Source organism: Marinobacterium sp. xm-g-48 (genome assembly GCF_013282925.1).
GTDB lineage: Bacteria > Pseudomonadota > Gammaproteobacteria > Pseudomonadales > Balneatricaceae > Marinobacterium_E.
On sequence record NZ_WBYQ01000001.1, the window covers coordinates 621,276 to 636,619 of the forward strand.

The window sequence follows — 15,344 nt, forward strand, 5'->3', positions numbered from 1 at the left end:
AAGAATTCTTGGCCTATACTTCATAAATCATTGGTTAGGCGCTAACGGATAATTAGGTAGTTTTTAATGAACGTTTTAAATAAGTTGTTGGCTCTTTTTGTACTGAGTCTGTCACTCAATTCGGTCACAGCAGTGGCTCAAGATTCGGAGTTAAATGACCCTTGGGAAGGCTTTAACCGTGGTGTCTTCAACTTTAATGAATCCCTAGATCGCGCCATTCTTAAGCCGGTTGCTCAAGGTTACCGTTTTATCATGCCAGATGTGGCCGAGCAGGGCGTCAGTAACTTCTTTGATAATCTGCGTGATGTGGTCACCTTCTTTAATAACGTTCTTCAGCTTAAACCCGTTGAAGCAACCCAGGATCTATCGCGCGTTCTCATCAACACCACCATCGGTATTGGTGGTCTGTTTGATGTGGCATCAGCCATGGATATTCCTAAAAACGATGAAGACTTTGGACAAACCTTAGGTGCATGGGGTGTTGAATCAGGCCCTTACCTTGTTCTGCCTCTGTTTGGACCTTCCACTGTTCGTGATGGGGTAGGTATTATTCCCGATATGTACCTAGACCCACTGAACCAGGTTGAGTCTGATGAGCTACGCTACGGCTTAAAAGCGCTGAAAGTGGTTGATAAGCGTGCGTCGTTGCTTGATCGTGAAGGGGTTGTTACGGGTGATCGTTACACGTTCATTCGAGATGCCTACCTGCAGAAGCGTGAATTCGAAGTCAATGATGGTCGTGTAGAATACAACGCAGACGACTTCTAACAGCAGTTTACTTCACACCTTCGCAGGAGTAGTCTCGGTACTTAATATGTTGCTACTTGTTTGACGAAACCTGCGATGGATTCACAAGAGACTCGAATTTTAATCTACTCCTCGGATACCGAGACCATAGATGCTATTTTTGATCTTTGTGAATTGAGCCAGGTGGATGGTCTTAGATTGGCCACCTGCGCGACACTCGATGCCGTCGAAGATTATCTAGAACACCACTCTACCTCGCTTCTCTTTTTCGATTTCCACTCCTTTCCTGAAACTCAGCAACTCAGTGAATTAGCGCAACGAGTCAGTCCAAAACCGACCATCGCATTTATCTCTCAGCTTGAACAAAACACGCTCGTGCGAGCCCTTCGTAATGGGGCCGATGGTGTGTTCAGTCTTGATGAAGTGCGCAATGACCCGTTAAGTCTGGTGCGCTCATTAGATCGCCAACTAGACCGTGCCATCGCGATTGAATCGGCGCGCTACTTAAGAGATTCACTGAGCCAGAGTTTAGAAGAGCTAAAAGCCGATCAGGATGCGGCTGCGCAAATTCAGCAGCGACTGCTGCCGCCTACTCATCAATCGCTTGATGAATCGCTTAGCTGCGAATATCTGTTGCGACCCTCACTTCTGTTGAGCGGTGACTTTATCGATCTGATTCCGCTGAAAAACGATCAGTATCTATTCTATTTGGCTGATGTGTCAGGACACGGAGCCTCGTCCGCACTGGTGACAGTACTACTGAAAAACATGACCAATCGCCTACAACGAGCCTACTTTAAAGGCGAAAGTGATCGGTTGGAGAATCCACAACAGCTGTTAGAGCACTTCAATAAAGAGATTCTACTGACCAGTTTTGGTAAGCACATGACGATGTTGATTGGTGTGGTTGATACCAAAGCCGCAAAACTGACCTATAGTATAGGTGGGCATCACCCCTCTATGGTGTTAGTGCAGGGCGATAAAGCGCACTACTTAGAAGGGCGGGGAATGCCAGTGGGGCTGTTTGAAGAGCCGCTCTATGAAGAGCACAGCTGCGAATTGGCTTCTGACTTCTCAATCTACCTCTTTTCGGACGGTATTTTAGAGATCATAAAGGGTGACAAACTCGAAGAGAAAGAGCAGAATCTGCTCCGGTTGTGTCAGGCTGAACAGCCCTCTCCAGAGACTTTGTTAAAACGGGTCGTAGATGAAGAGGCGGAGTTGCCTGATGATGTTGCAATAATGATGGTTTCACGTCGATGTTAACGACAGATGGCGGCTTGTTGTTCGCCTTTCAAGATGGCCACTATGTGGTTAAATTTATTGGTGATGTGCGTCTGACGCTCTGCTCAACAATAGATCAACACCTGCGCTCAATGCTCAGTCGAGATGATGTCACTCATACATTGATCGATCTGACCGAGACCACCAATATCGACAGCACCTCTCTTGGACTGATCGCAAAGCTGGCCGTTAAAAGCGCCAAATGTGATATGCCCCGTCCAACCATCGTATCAACCAACCCAGACATCACCAAAATCCTATACGCCATGGGATTCGATCACATCTTCCTGCTTCTAGAAGAGCTGCCCACCAGTAAGAAAGATCTAACCGAAGTGCCATTCGTTCAAGAGTCCGACGAAGCCGTGCGCGCTAAAATCATCGAAGCCCACCGCATTCTCATCGACCTAAACGACAAAAACCGAGACGAATTCAAAGGCCTAGTCGAAGTCCTAGAGTGCCAAAAATAACGCCTGCTCCACCGTAGGAGCGGTCTTACAAAGGCCGCGAAAAATCCAGATTCAAGCTCAATCGCCTCATCTGCGATAAGGCTCCAACAGTTAAACCCGCTCCCCAGTTATAGCAGTCTTGCAAAGGCCGCGAAGCTCTCGATTTAAGTCCCATCGCCTCATCTACGATAAGGCTCCAACAGTTCGATCCGTTCCCTAGTTGGAGCGGTCTAGAATAGGCCGCGAAGTTCTCGGTTAAAGTTCCAATCGCCTCATCTACGATAAGGCTCCAACGTTTCCTCCCGTTCCCAAGTTGGAGCGGTCTAGAATAGGCCGCGAAGTTCTCGGTTAAAGTCCCTATCGCCTCATCTACGATAAGGCTCCAACGTTTCCTCCCGTTCCCTAGTTGGAGCGGTCTAGAATAGGCCGCGATAAAAATAATCAAGCAAACCCAGAAATTTCATCTAAGCTAAACGTTTCATAGCAGTCAAGGATGAATGTATGAAACCGGGTACCAAAGCCCTTCGCAAAGGGCGAACCTCAATCCCTAATCAGATCTACCATCTAATCGCGACAACAAAAGACCGACGTCCAGTGTTTAACGATTTTCGGTTAGCCCGATCAGCGGTCTATGCTATCAATAGCCAACCAATATCCACGTTAGCCTACGTCGTGATGCCAGATCACATACATTGGTTACTACAGATGGGGCATGACGCTATTGATTTGGGAAAACTGATGCAATCAGTTAAAACATCCGTATCACGCAAGCATTATCTTCGTTTCAGCCACGGAAATATTTGGCAGCAAGGTTTCTATGATCATGCCATTCGCAGTGAAGAAATTATCGAAGATATTGCTAGATATATAATCTACAACCCTGTCAGAGCAGGGTTGGTGAAAACGGTTCGAGAATATAGTCACTGGGATGCTAAGTGGGTTTGAATATGAATCGCCTCGTTGGAGCACTTAGCCTTTCTCGTTGGAGCGGTCTTGCAAAGGCCGCGAAGCACTAGGTTTAAGTCCAATCGCCTCATCTGCGATAAGGCTCCAACAGCTCGAGCCGTTTTCTTGTTGGAGCGGTCTAGAATAGGCCGCGAAGTTTTCGGTTTAAGTGCAATTGCCTCATCTACGATAAGGCTCCAACAATTAAACCAGTTTAGGAACGCGTTTTAGCTGATGTCTAAGGCGATGCTGTGCATGCTCGACAGAGATCGGGTAGAAGAAAACCTCGGTCCCAGGTGTGGCTTGGGCTAGAAGTGCTAGATCGGCTCGGCAGATCGAGCCGATCTTCATATATCCCCCGATCGTTTGGTGATCATTGAGCATAATGATGGGGTGGCCATCGGCGGGGATTTGAACGGCGCCTAGATTGATACCCTCAGATCGAATACCCCCTACAGGTGGCTTGATAGGGTTATCGGCTATCAATCGGTAACCCATTCGATCTGCCAGTGGAGAGACTTCAAAACGCGTTTGGAAAAAACGATCAAAAGCCTGCCAGTCATAAAGGTGGCTCTGTAACCCTTTCACTAAGCCCAATCGAATCGAGCGTTTAAACTGTGGAATTTGATCAACTGAGAGAGCCACCGAATCAGTGATGCTGGGTTTTGAAAGTGGAAGTTCATCACCAACCGATAATTCACTGCCTAAGCCTTCTCGGGTGCAGGTCGAGGCACTGCCAAACAGTCTCTCTGTATCAAACCCACCCGATGCCGCTAAATAGAGACGAGCCCCTTCTGAAGCGGGTTTGATTTCAAACCGATCACCTTTGTGCAGTTTAATGGTCTGATACTGGTCTATTGGAGTGTCGTTAAGAAGCAGAGGCGCTTTTGCACCGGTGACGGCCAGACTGACGTCACAACCACTGGTAAACGCAAAACCACCTAGCGTGATCTCTAAAACTGGTTCAGATTCCGCATTACCCACCAGTGCATTGGCGCAGCGCATCGCCCACTTATCGGCCGCGCCTGATTCGGTTATCCCTAAATGAGCAAATCCGGTTCGTCCGTTATCTTGAATCGCAACCTGACCAAGTACCTTAGTGATCGTCCAGCTAGACATAACTGCCCTCCGACAGAGACCAGTGTTCTGGGCACTGTTTGATCCGCTCAAATGTATCCTGATTGACGGAGACAAATCGAACCCGATCGGCAGGCTGAATCAGAGAGTAGGGTGCTTGAGTTGGATTAAACAGCTCAACCGGACATTGACCAATAATATTCCAGCCACCCGGTGACGCAGCAGGGTAGACAGCCGTCTGTTGATCGGCGATGGCAACAGACCCAGCAGGTACAGAGACTCTTGGCGTTTCCAGTCTTGGAGTTGCGATGCGTTGGTCTACTTCGCCTAGATAAGCAAACCCAGGAGCAAACCCCAGTGCAAAGGCTCGGTAGTCAGTACCGCTGTGGATCTTAATCACCTGATCAACTTCCAGGCGGGACTGTTGTGCCACACGCTCTAGATCCTGACCGACCTCTTCAGAGTACCAGACCGGCAGGTGGACCAATGATGGGTTAATCGATTGACCGGCTTCTAAAGGCTCCTGTTGCAGAAGGATTAGAGCCTGTTTGAGCTCGGACTCACTTATTTTACAGACATCATAGCTCAGCAAAATAGAGCTATAGGATGGAACCAAATCGATAAGAATAGGCGCTAGTCGCTCTATAAGTAGTGAGTTGAGCTGCCCAACAGACTCATTTAATGAAACACTCAGCTCACCATCAAAGTAGATCATGATGGCGCACTCTGAGGCGGTCTCAAATCGCCACTGTGCCATTAGATTAGCGCTCGAATCTGTTGCACAACCTTAAGCGCCTCTGGATTATCACCATGCACGCAGATTGATTCGACAGGGAATATTAAAGGGTGGCTGTTTTCAGACAGGATAACCCCTTCCTCAACTAATCGAAGCACTTGATTAATTGCATCAGACGCCGCATGGACCGCATGGGCTTGGCCTCTGGAGACCAACTGACCTTGGTCAGTGTAAGCGCGATCGGCAAAGGCTTCAAAGATCAGTTCAACCTTTTTACGATCGGCCAAAGCCGAAAACTCAGTGTGTTTGTCGTTGGCTAATAGCATCAGTTTGAGTGGTTTTGAGCAGCGCTTGATAGCATCCAAAACAGTATCAAACAGCTCACTATCAGCCATCATATCGTTATAAAGTGCACCGTGTGGCTTCACGTAGTGAATCGGGTATTGCTCCTCTTCAGCTATCTGACTGAGGGTATCGACCTGATGGGTGATCACCTCAATCAACTCTTCCCTAGGCAGAGTCATAGAGGTGCGACCAAAGTTTTCAGAGTCAGGGTAGGAGGGGTGTGCGCCTACTTCGACGCCGTACTCTTTTGCGAGTCGCAGGGTGTCGCGCATGGTCTTCAGATCGCCAGCATGCACGCCGCAAGCGATATTAGCCTGATCAAGCAGCGGCATAAGCTCAGCATCCATGCCAAGCAGTTTACCGTTAACGCGTTCGCCTAAATCTGCATTTAATTTCATGCACTCAGTTTAATCGCCCCCAACTTTTGAGTCTATCTACGACTACGTTGGAGCCTTATCGAAGATGAGGCGATAGAAAATCTAATAAAATAAATCGCGGCCTTTATAAGACCGCTCCAACAGGTGGTTTTAGTTTTATCGCAGATGCAGCGATTAGATCTAGAGTGATCCCAGCTTTAGCGAGCTTCCTCTAACGAATTGCAGAATCAAAAACTAATGTCTAGTATAAAGGTTCTATTAACAGGTCCAGCTAAAAGGTTTCTTAATGCGTTTCTCAGAAGATATCGTCCCGCTGAAGGATTTAAAGGTTAATCCAGGAAAAGTGGTCACACATACACAAACAGCCAAACGTCCTGTTCTGTTAACCAGTCGCGGTCGTGGTGTTGCTGTTATTCAAAGCTTAGCTGAGTTTGAAGAGCAGAGTGATCAGTTAGAGTTTGTTAAAGCCGTCGCTAAAGGTTTGTTGGAAGAAAAGCAGGAGAAAACTCTAACCCTCGATGAGCTTAAAGCGGATCTCGGGATCTAAATCGTGCAGATCAAATTCACTCACTCAGCTCGAACGGATCTAAAAGAGATATTGGAACACTTCAAATCTGAAGGTTTAGAGGTGAGAGGCGAAGAGATAGTGGGTGATCTTATTCACGCAATGGAGTTGGTGTTAGAAAACCCTAAAATGGGGCGAGTTGTTCCTGAGTTCCAAGTCGATACACTGAGGGAGCTCATCCGTCCTCCATATCGAGTCGTTTATCGAATCACAGAAAATTGGATTACAGTCGTCAGAGTTTGGCGCTCAGAGAGGTTGATGAAGCCAATTTCAGAGTAGCCTAAAATATCATCGCGGCCTTTGAAAGACCGCTCCAACATTGGAGAGCTGTTGGAGCCTTATCGAAGATGAGGCGATTAGGACTAAAGGTAATCGCGGCCTTACAAAGACCGCTCCAACATTGGGGAGTTGTTGGAGCTTTATCGAAGATGAAGCGATTAGATCTTACAGAAATCGCGGCCTTTGCAAGACTGCTCCAACCCTTAGGCTTTTGAAGCCAACAGCTTCTCTAACTTAACCTGATCGATCGCGAAGTTACGAATACCCTCTGACAGCTTTTCAGTCGCCATAGCGTCTTCGTTCATGCCCCAACGGAACGCTGATTCGGTTGGGCCCACTTTGGCATCCTGGCTGCTAGCATTCGCTGCAACGAGACGCTGTTCGATAGAACCTGTCGCAGCAGCTAGCTCTTCAAGTAGGCTTGGACCAATGGTGAGACGATCACAACCCGCTAAAGAGATGATCTCGCCGGTATTACGGAAGCTGGCGCCCATGACAACGGTGTCGTAGCCATTCGCTTTGTAGTAGTTGTAGATACGCGTCACTGACTGCACGCCAGGGTCATTATCACCAGTGAAATCAGCGTCAGGAGTCTGCTTTTTGTACCAGTCCAAAATACGACCGACAAAAGGTGAAATCAGGTAAGCACCAGCATCGGCACAAGCCTGTGCCTGAGCAAATCCGAATAACAGCGTCAGGTTACAACGGATGCCGTTCTTCTCGAGTTCACGAGCGGCTTGGATGCCTTCCCAAGTTGAAGCAATCTTAATTAGCACACGGTCTTTGCTAATGCCCTGCGCTTCATAAAGCTCAATCAGACGGTAGGCCTTTTTAAGTGTCGCTTGAGTATCGAAAGAGAAGCGTGCATCAACCTCGGTAGAGATGTAGCCCGGTACAATTTTAGTGATCTCACTACCAATCAAAACTGCGAGGTGGTCGGTCATGTTAGCCAGCTGCTCACTGTCACTTCCGCCCTGTACTTTAGCCCAGTTGATCGACTGTTCTAGCAGGTGAGCGTACTTAGGATCTTCACTCGCTTTTAGAAGCAGTGAGGGGTTGGTGGTCGCATCCTGTGGCGTGAACTGTCGAATAGCATCAATGTCACCAGTGTCGGCAACGACGGTGGTCATGGATTTAAGTTGGTCTAGTTGATTCATCTATCTCGTCCTTGTAGCTGATCGACTTAGAGTATCGTTACTCTGTTACAAATTTAAGAGCTTCGCGGAAGGTTTCAACACCCGCTTCGCGTTTATGTCCGTTTTCACTGAGATGGCGTCTAAACTGCTTACCACCGCGCTCGCCATGAAATAGTCCTAGCAAATGTTTCACCACACCATAGAGCGAATGGCCATTGGCCATGGCCCGTTCAATGTAAGGGATGAACTGCTCTGCCACTTCGGTTCTAGCAAGCGGTGTGCCAGTTTCACCAAAGAGTCTTGAGTCTACTTGGCTAAGAAGCGGGTAGGGGTTTTGGTAAGCTTCACGCCCAATCATCACACCATCTACATGCTGCAGGTGCTCTTCGCACTCATCCAGTGTTTTGATGCCACCGTTGATCACAACCTCTAACTCTGGAAACCGCTGTTTGATCTTATAGACATTGTCGTAGATAAGCGGTGGTACTTCGCGGTTCTGTTTAGGGCTTAAGCCATCCAGAATGGCTTTACGAGCGTGGATGGTGAAGCTGTTGATACCGCTTTCAGCAACCGTCTCAACAAACTGCTCTAGCAGCTCGTAGCTGTCGAGATCATCTATGCCTAAACGGTGTTTAACGGTCACTGGGATTGATACCGCTGCCTGCATCTCGCCCAAACACTCTTTAACTAATTGAGGGTGTGCCATTAAGCAGGCACCGATCATATTGTTCTGGACACGATCCGACGGGCAGCCCACATTAAGGTTCACCTCATCGTAACCCCACTCTTCGGCAAACTTTGTGCACTTAGCGAGATCCTCAGGATTACTACCTCCAAGCTGCAGAGCAAGCGGGTGTTCCTCGGCGTTATAGTCCAACCAGCGAGCAGGGTCGTTATGAATCAGTGCACCCGTCGTCACCATTTCGGTATACAGCAAAGTATGGCGAGACATCAGGCGATGAAAGAAACGACAATCACGCGTCGTCCAATCCATCATGGGAGCGACTGAAAATTTGCGGGAGAAGCTTGTTGTAGTCATTAAACACACCAAGGTCTGACCTTCGGTCTGACCCTACTCTCTAATTACACTGTATCTGTTGGAGCCTTATCGAAGATGAGGCGATCAGACTTGCAAGAATCGCGGCCTTTTCAAGACCGCTCCAACATCGGTTAACTCAAATCACCAAAACGCGCTGAAATATCGGCAAGCATTGGCAAATCACCACCATTTCGCTCACAGGTTACTGCCGCAGCATGGGCTGCAAATTTTATCAGTTTTGCCGCATCAAGGTTATCCAGATTATCAGGGCCACCTTGTTGGAATATTTCGTGAATTAATCCAGCCTGGAAGGTATCACCTGCCCCAACGGTATCTTTAACGGTAATCTTTGGTGCCGGTGAGTGGAAGTACTCTCCTTTGGCTCCAAAAGCATGCGCTCCGTCACCACCCTGAGTAACAAACACCCAGCGTGGGCCAAGTGCTAAACAAGCTTTGGCGTAATCTTCGATTGAACTGCCAGGTAACAGGAACTCGATATCCTCATCGGACATCTTCATTACGTGAGCGATTTTGCCTAAACGATCAACCTTGGCCTGCCATACAGCGGGGTCTGGTTGAATGCTTGGGCGTACATTGGGGTCATAGGCAATCAACGCACCCGCGTTTCGTGCCTCACTGGCAAACCACTCCAGTGTGCTTGCACCCGGTTCAACAACCGTGCTGTAGGAGCCTAACGAGATGGCTGTAAACTGAGAGGGATCTGGGCACTGTTCTTGAGTTAAAGAGACATCTGCACAACCATCGATGTAAAAAGAGTAGGCAGGGTGGCCATTTTCGTTGAGAGCGATCATCGCCAGTGACGTGTTGAGATCGCTACTGGCTAAGAACTTAGTCTCTACGCCGTTAGCAGCAAGGTGCCCCGCCAATTTTTGACCCAATGGATCGTTGGAGTTTGCGGTTAAATAACCGGTAGGGTTGCCCATGCGTGCTAGGCCGATAGCGACATTCAGGGGGGATCCACCCACCGTCGCATTTAATGTCACCTGACCAGTAGAGGCAGAATCGCCAGGGAAAACGTCATACAAGGCATCGCCGCAACACAAAAACATCAAAACTCCTTAAGTAGAGCGTTATAACGCTCTATAATGTCAAACTTTAGTTTTATAAGTGGATTTTAACCTCATGGAATGGTTGCTTGATAGTGCTGACGTAAAAGATTGGAAGAGAGTATCACCAACGGGTCTATTCTCGGCCGTCACGACCAATCCACTTCTGATTCAAAGAGCCGGTCTGCACTGCTCAATCGACACTTATAAAGCGCTGCTTGATCAAGCGATGGATCTAGGCTTTGATCACCTGCAACTTCAGGTTTTCGGTGACGATTGGGAAGCGATGGCAGAACAGATTCTATCGATCAGTGATAACACCCTCGTTAAAATCCCAGCCAATGAAAGAGGCTTTGTTCTGGCAACCCAATTGGCCGTGCCTGAGCGTACGACCATTACGGGTGTCTACTCAGTCCATTTAGGAGCTGCAGCAGAGCGCCTAGGCGCTGCCTATGCTGCTCCCTATTACGCCCGATTGGCGGAATCCAATCGTGATGTGGACGCTATTTTTACAGGCTTGCGCGCTGCCTGTCAGAACACAAAGATCCTAGTCGCAAGCCTGCGCTCGATCGATCAGTTCGAGCATTTGGTCACGCTCGGTCATCGTTGCTTTACGATTCCGGGTGCCTTGCTGAATGATCTATTGAGTGATGAGATGACGGAAGCAGCCATCGCGCAGTTTGAAGAGGCCGCGAAGAGCTGAAATGTCGGTTTAAGATCAGACAACAGTTCTTTATAATTCACGCCATTATTAATTTTCGGATCTATTAAGTTTATGACCGTTCGTACACGTGTTGCTCCATCTCCAACAGGCGATCCACACGTAGGTACTGCCTACATCGCACTGTTTAACCTTGCCTTTGCTCGCCAGCATGGCGGCCAATTTATTCTGCGAATCGAAGATACCGATCAGACTCGTTCAACGCCTGAGTCTGAGCAGGCAATCCTCGACTCTATGCGCTGGTTAGGTTTGGAATGGGATGAGGGTCCAGATGTGGGTGGTCCGCACGGTCCTTACCGTCAGTCTGAGCGAAAAGATGCCTACAAAGACTTTGCGATGCGTCTTGTTGAAGAGGGTAATGCCTTCATCTGTTACCGTACCGGAGAGGAGCTTGATCAGCTACGTGCATCTCTAAAAGAGCAGGGCATAAATCGTGCGCTTAAAGAGTGTGATTTGGCTCTACCTGCTGATGAGGTTGAGAAACGTCAGGCTGCGGGTGCGCCATTCGTTGTTCGTATGAAGGTGCCTGTTGACGGTGTGTGTGAAGTTGATGACATGCTTCGCGGTACCATTGAGCTTGACTGGGCTTTAGTAGACGCGCAGATTCTTCTGAAATCTGATGGCATGCCAACCTATCATTTAGCGAACGTAGTTGATGATCACTTAATGGAGATCACGCACGTGATTCGTGGTGAGGAGTGGATTAACTCGGCGCCTAAGCACAAGTTGCTATACCAGTACTTTGGCTGGGATATGCCTCAGCTTTGCCACATGCCGTTGTTGCGTAACCCTGATAAGTCAAAGCTCTCCAAGCGCAAGAACCCAACTTCGATCCTGTTCTACAAACGCATGGGTTACCTACCAGAAGCATTGTTGAACTACCTTGGCCGTATGGGTTGGTCGATGCCAGACGAGTCTGAGAAGTTCACTCGTGATCAGATGTTCGAAAACTTCGATATCCAGCGTGTATCACTCGGTGGTCCTGTTTTCGATCAGGAGAAGCTGAGTTGGTTGAACGGCCTATGGATTCGTGAAGAGTTGGATCCTGCTGCATTTGCCGCTGAGTTCCAGAAGTGGGCACTTAATCCAGAGTATCTGATGCAGATTATTCCACTGATCCAACCACGTGTTGAGAAGTTCTCTGATGTGGCACCTTTAGCGAGTTTCTTCCTGTCGGGCATGATGCCAATCACCTTAGAGAGCTTTGCTCATAAGTCGCTTCAAGAGGAAGATGTTCGTCGTATTCTGCAATTTGCAGTATGGCATCTTGATCAGCAGCGCGAATGGGATCGTGACTCACTCTTTAATAGCCTAAAAGGCTTGAGTGATGCGATGGAGTTCAAGATCCGTGACTTCCTATTCCCGCTGTTTGTCGCGATTGCAGGTACGTCACAGTCTGTCTCTGTCGTAGATTCAATGTCGATTCTGGGTCCGGATATGAGCCGTGCTCGCTTGCGTCATGCGTTGGACATCGTCGGTGGCCCGTCCAAGAAGCAGACGAAGGCTTGGGAGAAAGAGTTTCGCTCGATCGTTTAATGAGAAAACCAGACAGGTTTAAATGCCTGTCTGGTGCTCAACTAAGATCTAAACCCCAACTGCTCAGAAATTCGCTCTCCCGTTGCCTTTAGGTCAGCGATCCACTCCTCTTTGCGTCGTTCGATAGGCGCTGATACAGAAAGTCCTGCAGCCACCTTACCGTTGCGATCGTAAATCAGCACGCCAATACAGCCCACACCAATTTCGGCCTCTTCATCGTCCAGTGAATAGCCTCGTTCAACCGATTCGTGACAAACTCTTTTAAGGGCGTCTATGTCGCTAAGTGTGTTGCGAGTGTATGCAGGTAGGTTAGTTCGTTTTGCATAACCATCGATACTGGAGTCGCCTCCCAAGCCTAGCATCAGCTTTCCGACTGCTGTGACATGCAGTGGTGCACGGCTGCCGATCAGTTGGTTAACGTGCATCATACGATTAGGTGTCGCTTTCTCAAAATAGATAACGACATCGCCTTCGCGCAATGTCAGGTTCACCGTTTCGCCGGTACGATCACGCAGTGCTTCCATGTGGGGTAGGGCAACGGCTCTAATATCGACTTCTGAGTGCAAGCCGCTAGTCAGCTGGATCAGTTTTTGGCCAAGGCGATATTCACCATTACCACTGGCTTCAACGAATTTGTTGTCGCTAAGAGAGTGCAAAATACGGTGAACAGTCGATGGGTGAAGTCCCGTTTCGGCGCTAAGGATCTTTAATTTAACCGGTTTTGAGTAGCGAGCCAGTGCTTCTAAGATTTGAACAGCACGATCGATTACCTGTATTTTAGATCCGGAATTATCACTCATTTTGGGCTTCTCAATAATATTGTCATCTAGTTAGTGTATTTTTCATGATGCAGTAAGTTTTTCAAATAGTGAATATTTCATATTGTGAATTTATTTCAGAATGAAAATTATTATCTCTCTCGCACTCTTGAGAGATTAGCAGTTGCAAGGGCTGTTCGGTTTGATTAATATCCTGCTTGCTCTGATGGGGCCTTAGCTCAGCTGGGAGAGCGCTTCGCTGGCAGCGAAGAGGTCAGGAGTTCGATCCTCCTAGGCTCCACCAAATAAAAATGGCTACCGTAAGGTGGCCTTTTTTGTTTGAACTTCACTGAACTCGAACGTATGAATCTTTTATGATTTTTCTAAATCGTTCAGAGGTTGTAGACCAGTCTACAACGTCTACCGGCCAAACTAGGTCACACCGATCAAATGCGTCTTTGATCGAAGCAATTTTGCTCAAGCCAAGAGGGGTCTCAGTCATAATAGCTAAATCTAGATCTGAGTAGGGTCGAGATTTTCCAGTTACTCTGGAGCCAAATGCTATGACTGAAATGCCAGAGACTTCCGATTCAAGGATGCCTCTTACCGTTTCTAATTCGTGCTCACTGATCCGTAAATGATCTAGATTGAGTTCTGGCATTTGTTCGTTAATATCTTTTGCAGGTGAACAGCTTCATCAATAAATGCTGGAATTCCTTCCACTACTTGGATGGCAACGCTTTCGTCATAAGTATGGCTAGTTTTACCCCTCATCTCTCGATAAGTGCTCCAATCTGACCAGTTGCCTTTAATTAATTTCTTATCAGAAGCCGTGCGAATTAAACCCTGAAAACTGAGTTCATTAATACTGTCACTGTTGGCGGAACTCTCAACAAGGTACCGGCGAATCATCTTATGTGCGAGTTCGTACGTGAATTCAAAGCGTTGAATTAAACCGTCACGGACTTGATCGTCTGAGGTATCAAGCTGATAACGCTCCAATCCTTCTATTAGCTTCTTAAGAGCGTTGTTAAATGGTGTTAGATCTAATTCCATAATCATCACATTGTTTGAACTAAGTCTTATTTAAACACACTTTCCACTCAAATTGATGCCCAGACAACTTCAAATAGTTGCCCATAAAAAAGCCCCGGCAACTCAGTTACCAGGGCTCTTTCAAAGCAATTTCAGCTTATTGTGGGATAGAACCTTTTAGGCCTTCTACGTAGAAGTTCATGCCTGCAAGAGTACCATCATCCGCTGTTTCGCCTTCAGCCAACCAAGCAGAACCGTCTTGCTTGTTGATTGGGCCAGTGAATGCGTGGTATTCGCCAGAAGCTAGTGCATCACGTAGTGCGATTGCTTCAGCTTTCACGTCTGCAGGTACTGCAGACGAGATCTCGCCGATGCCAACCATGCCAGCGCCGATACCGTCCCAAGTGTTTACTGATTCCCAAGTACCGTCTAGAACTGCTTGAGTACGTGCGATGTAGTATGGTGCCCAGTTATCGATGATCGATGAAACGCGTGGCATTGGACCGTATTCAGCCATGTCAGATGCCTGACCGAAAGTGATTACGTTGCCCGCTTCCTGTGCAGCAGCCTGTGGTGCAGTTGAGTCAGTGTGCTGAAGGATAACGTCAGCGCCTTGCTCGATTAGAGCTTTAGCTGCATCTGCTTCTTTAGCTGGATCGAACCAAGTGTAAGCCCAAACAACGTTGAACTCGACATTTGGATTCGCTTTCTTAGCGTGGATGTAAGCCGAGTTAATGCCACGGATAACTTCTGGGATTGGGAATGAACCGATGTAACCAACTTTGTTGGTTTTAGTCATTTTACCCGCGATGTGACCCTGAACTGCACGGCCTTCATAGAAACGAGCAGAGTAGACAGATACGTTGTCTGCTTGCTTGTAGCCAGTCGCGTGCTCGAACTTCACTTTAGGGAACTTCTTAGCAACGTTGATGGTTGGATCCATGTAACCGAAAGAGGTTGTGAAGATCAGATCAGCGCCTTGAAGAGCCATCTGAGTCATAACACGCTCAGAGTCAGCACCTTCTGGAACGCTCTCTTGGTAGATCGTTTCAACGCGATCACCGAAGTGCTTCTCAACCGCTAGGCGGCCTTGGTTGTGCTCGTAAGTCCAACCACCGTCACCCACAGGGCCAACGTAGACGAAACCAACTTTAACGTCGGCTGCGATTGCTGCAGAGCTAAGCGTGATCGCCGCAGCCGCAGTAGTAAGGATTGATTTAAGTTTCATAGGGTCTCCCTAGTGAGTTTTTT

Annotated in this window: 18 protein-coding genes and 1 tRNA gene; 9 read left to right on the top strand and 10 right to left on the bottom strand. The window is 47.9% G+C overall.

Annotation, left to right across the window (positions count from 1 at the left end):
- Positions 1-66: 66 nt before the first annotated feature.
- The 4 genes from XMG48_RS03200 to XMG48_RS03215 all read left to right on the top strand — a co-directional run bounded on the left by XMG48_RS03200 (position 67) and on the right by XMG48_RS03215 (position 3,422).
- The gene (locus tag XMG48_RS03200) at positions 67-768 is read left to right on the top strand and encodes a VacJ family lipoprotein (protein WP_173480601.1); all 702 of its coding nucleotides are present in this window, start codon (positions 67-69) and stop codon (positions 766-768) included.
- A gap of 75 nt (positions 769-843) precedes the next feature.
- Positions 844-2,013 (top strand): PP2C family protein-serine/threonine phosphatase, encoded by a 1,170-nt coding sequence (locus tag XMG48_RS03205; protein ID WP_173480602.1) that lies wholly within the window; start codon positions 844-846, stop codon positions 2,011-2,013.
- Complete coding sequence (locus XMG48_RS03210) at positions 2,007-2,498, top strand: STAS domain-containing protein (protein WP_173480603.1); 492 nt, start codon at positions 2,007-2,009, stop codon at positions 2,496-2,498. The genes XMG48_RS03205 and XMG48_RS03210 overlap by 7 nt, the downstream gene beginning before the upstream one ends.
- Positions 2,499-2,978: 480 nt before the next feature.
- Complete coding sequence (locus XMG48_RS03215) at positions 2,979-3,422, top strand: transposase (RefSeq protein WP_173480604.1); 444 nt, start codon at positions 2,979-2,981, stop codon at positions 3,420-3,422.
- Positions 3,423-3,626: 204 nt separating this feature from the next.
- Here the strand turns inward: XMG48_RS03215 and XMG48_RS03220 are convergent, their stop codons facing one another.
- From XMG48_RS03220 to XMG48_RS03230, 3 genes are read right to left on the bottom strand one after another with little or no spacing between them, the layout of a single operon-like run.
- Positions 3,627-4,541, bottom strand: a complete 915-nt coding sequence (locus tag XMG48_RS03220; RefSeq protein ID WP_173480605.1) for a biotin-dependent carboxyltransferase family protein — start codon at positions 4,539-4,541, stop codon at positions 3,627-3,629.
- Positions 4,534-5,256, bottom strand: coding sequence for a 5-oxoprolinase subunit PxpB (gene pxpB / locus XMG48_RS03225; protein WP_173480606.1), 723 nt, complete (start codon positions 5,254-5,256; stop codon positions 4,534-4,536). The genes XMG48_RS03220 and pxpB overlap by 8 nt, the downstream gene beginning before the upstream one ends.
- Entirely contained in the window at positions 5,256-5,978 is a 723-nt protein-coding gene (locus tag XMG48_RS03230) for a 5-oxoprolinase subunit PxpA (protein ID WP_173480607.1), read from the bottom strand. Before XMG48_RS03230 ends, pxpB begins: the two co-directional genes overlap by 1 nt.
- 265 nt (positions 5,979-6,243) lie before the next feature.
- On the opposite strand from XMG48_RS03230, the gene XMG48_RS03235 reads away from it, so the two are divergent.
- Both XMG48_RS03235 and XMG48_RS03240 read left to right on the top strand, forming a co-directional pair.
- Entirely contained in the window at positions 6,244-6,504 is a 261-nt protein-coding gene (locus XMG48_RS03235) for a type II toxin-antitoxin system Phd/YefM family antitoxin (protein WP_173480608.1), read from the top strand.
- A 3-nt stretch (positions 6,505-6,507) separates the two neighbouring features.
- A complete protein-coding gene (locus tag XMG48_RS03240; protein ID WP_173480609.1) occupies positions 6,508-6,801 on the top strand; it encodes a type II toxin-antitoxin system RelE/ParE family toxin in 294 nt (97 codons plus the stop codon).
- A 203-nt stretch (positions 6,802-7,004) separates the two neighbouring features.
- On the opposite strand, the gene tal is transcribed toward XMG48_RS03240, so the two are convergent.
- From tal to XMG48_RS03255, 3 genes are all read right to left on the bottom strand, one after another.
- Complete coding sequence (tal, locus tag XMG48_RS03245; RefSeq protein ID WP_173480610.1) at positions 7,005-7,958, bottom strand: transaldolase; 954 nt, start codon at positions 7,956-7,958, stop codon at positions 7,005-7,007.
- Positions 7,959-7,995: 37 nt separating this feature from the next.
- The gene (gene dusA, locus XMG48_RS03250; protein WP_173480611.1) at positions 7,996-8,976 is read right to left on the bottom strand and encodes a tRNA dihydrouridine(20/20a) synthase DusA; all 981 of its coding nucleotides are present in this window, start codon (positions 8,974-8,976) and stop codon (positions 7,996-7,998) included.
- 131 nt (positions 8,977-9,107) lie between these two features.
- On the bottom strand, positions 9,108-10,046 hold the full coding sequence (locus XMG48_RS03255; protein WP_173480612.1) for a carbohydrate kinase: 939 nt from the start codon (positions 10,044-10,046) through the stop codon (positions 9,108-9,110).
- A 73-nt stretch (positions 10,047-10,119) separates the two neighbouring features.
- Between XMG48_RS03255 and XMG48_RS03260 the strand changes: the two genes are divergently transcribed.
- Together XMG48_RS03260 and gltX are read left to right on the top strand one after the other, a co-directional pair.
- Positions 10,120-10,746, top strand: a complete 627-nt coding sequence (locus tag XMG48_RS03260) for a transaldolase family protein (RefSeq protein ID WP_173480613.1) — start codon at positions 10,120-10,122, stop codon at positions 10,744-10,746.
- A 72-nt stretch (positions 10,747-10,818) separates the two neighbouring features.
- Entirely contained in the window at positions 10,819-12,300 is a 1,482-nt protein-coding gene (gene gltX, locus XMG48_RS03265) for a glutamate--tRNA ligase (protein WP_173480614.1), read from the top strand.
- 41 nt (positions 12,301-12,341) lie between these two features.
- On the opposite strand, the gene XMG48_RS03270 is transcribed toward gltX, so the two are convergent.
- Complete coding sequence (locus XMG48_RS03270) at positions 12,342-13,100, bottom strand: IclR family transcriptional regulator (RefSeq protein WP_173480615.1); 759 nt, start codon at positions 13,098-13,100, stop codon at positions 12,342-12,344.
- A gap of 186 nt (positions 13,101-13,286) precedes the next feature.
- Between XMG48_RS03270 and XMG48_RS03275 the strand changes: the two genes are divergently transcribed.
- Positions 13,287-13,362: transfer RNA gene (locus XMG48_RS03275), tRNA-Ala, on the top strand.
- 42 nt (positions 13,363-13,404) lie between these two features.
- Here the strand turns inward: XMG48_RS03275 and XMG48_RS03280 are convergent.
- The 3 genes from XMG48_RS03280 to XMG48_RS03290 form a co-directional block, all read right to left on the bottom strand.
- Complete coding sequence (locus XMG48_RS03280; protein ID WP_173480616.1) at positions 13,405-13,719, bottom strand: nucleotidyltransferase family protein; 315 nt, start codon at positions 13,717-13,719, stop codon at positions 13,405-13,407.
- Entirely contained in the window at positions 13,701-14,114 is a 414-nt protein-coding gene (locus tag XMG48_RS03285) for a nucleotidyltransferase substrate binding protein (RefSeq protein WP_217361984.1), read from the bottom strand. The genes XMG48_RS03280 and XMG48_RS03285 overlap by 19 nt, the downstream gene beginning before the upstream one ends.
- Before the next feature lie 136 nt (positions 14,115-14,250).
- Positions 14,251-15,321 carry a BMP family ABC transporter substrate-binding protein gene (locus XMG48_RS03290; RefSeq protein ID WP_173480617.1) on the bottom strand — a complete coding sequence of 357 codons (1,071 nt, stop codon included), beginning with the start codon at positions 15,319-15,321 and terminating at the stop codon, positions 14,251-14,253.
- Positions 15,322-15,344 lie beyond the last annotated feature (23 nt).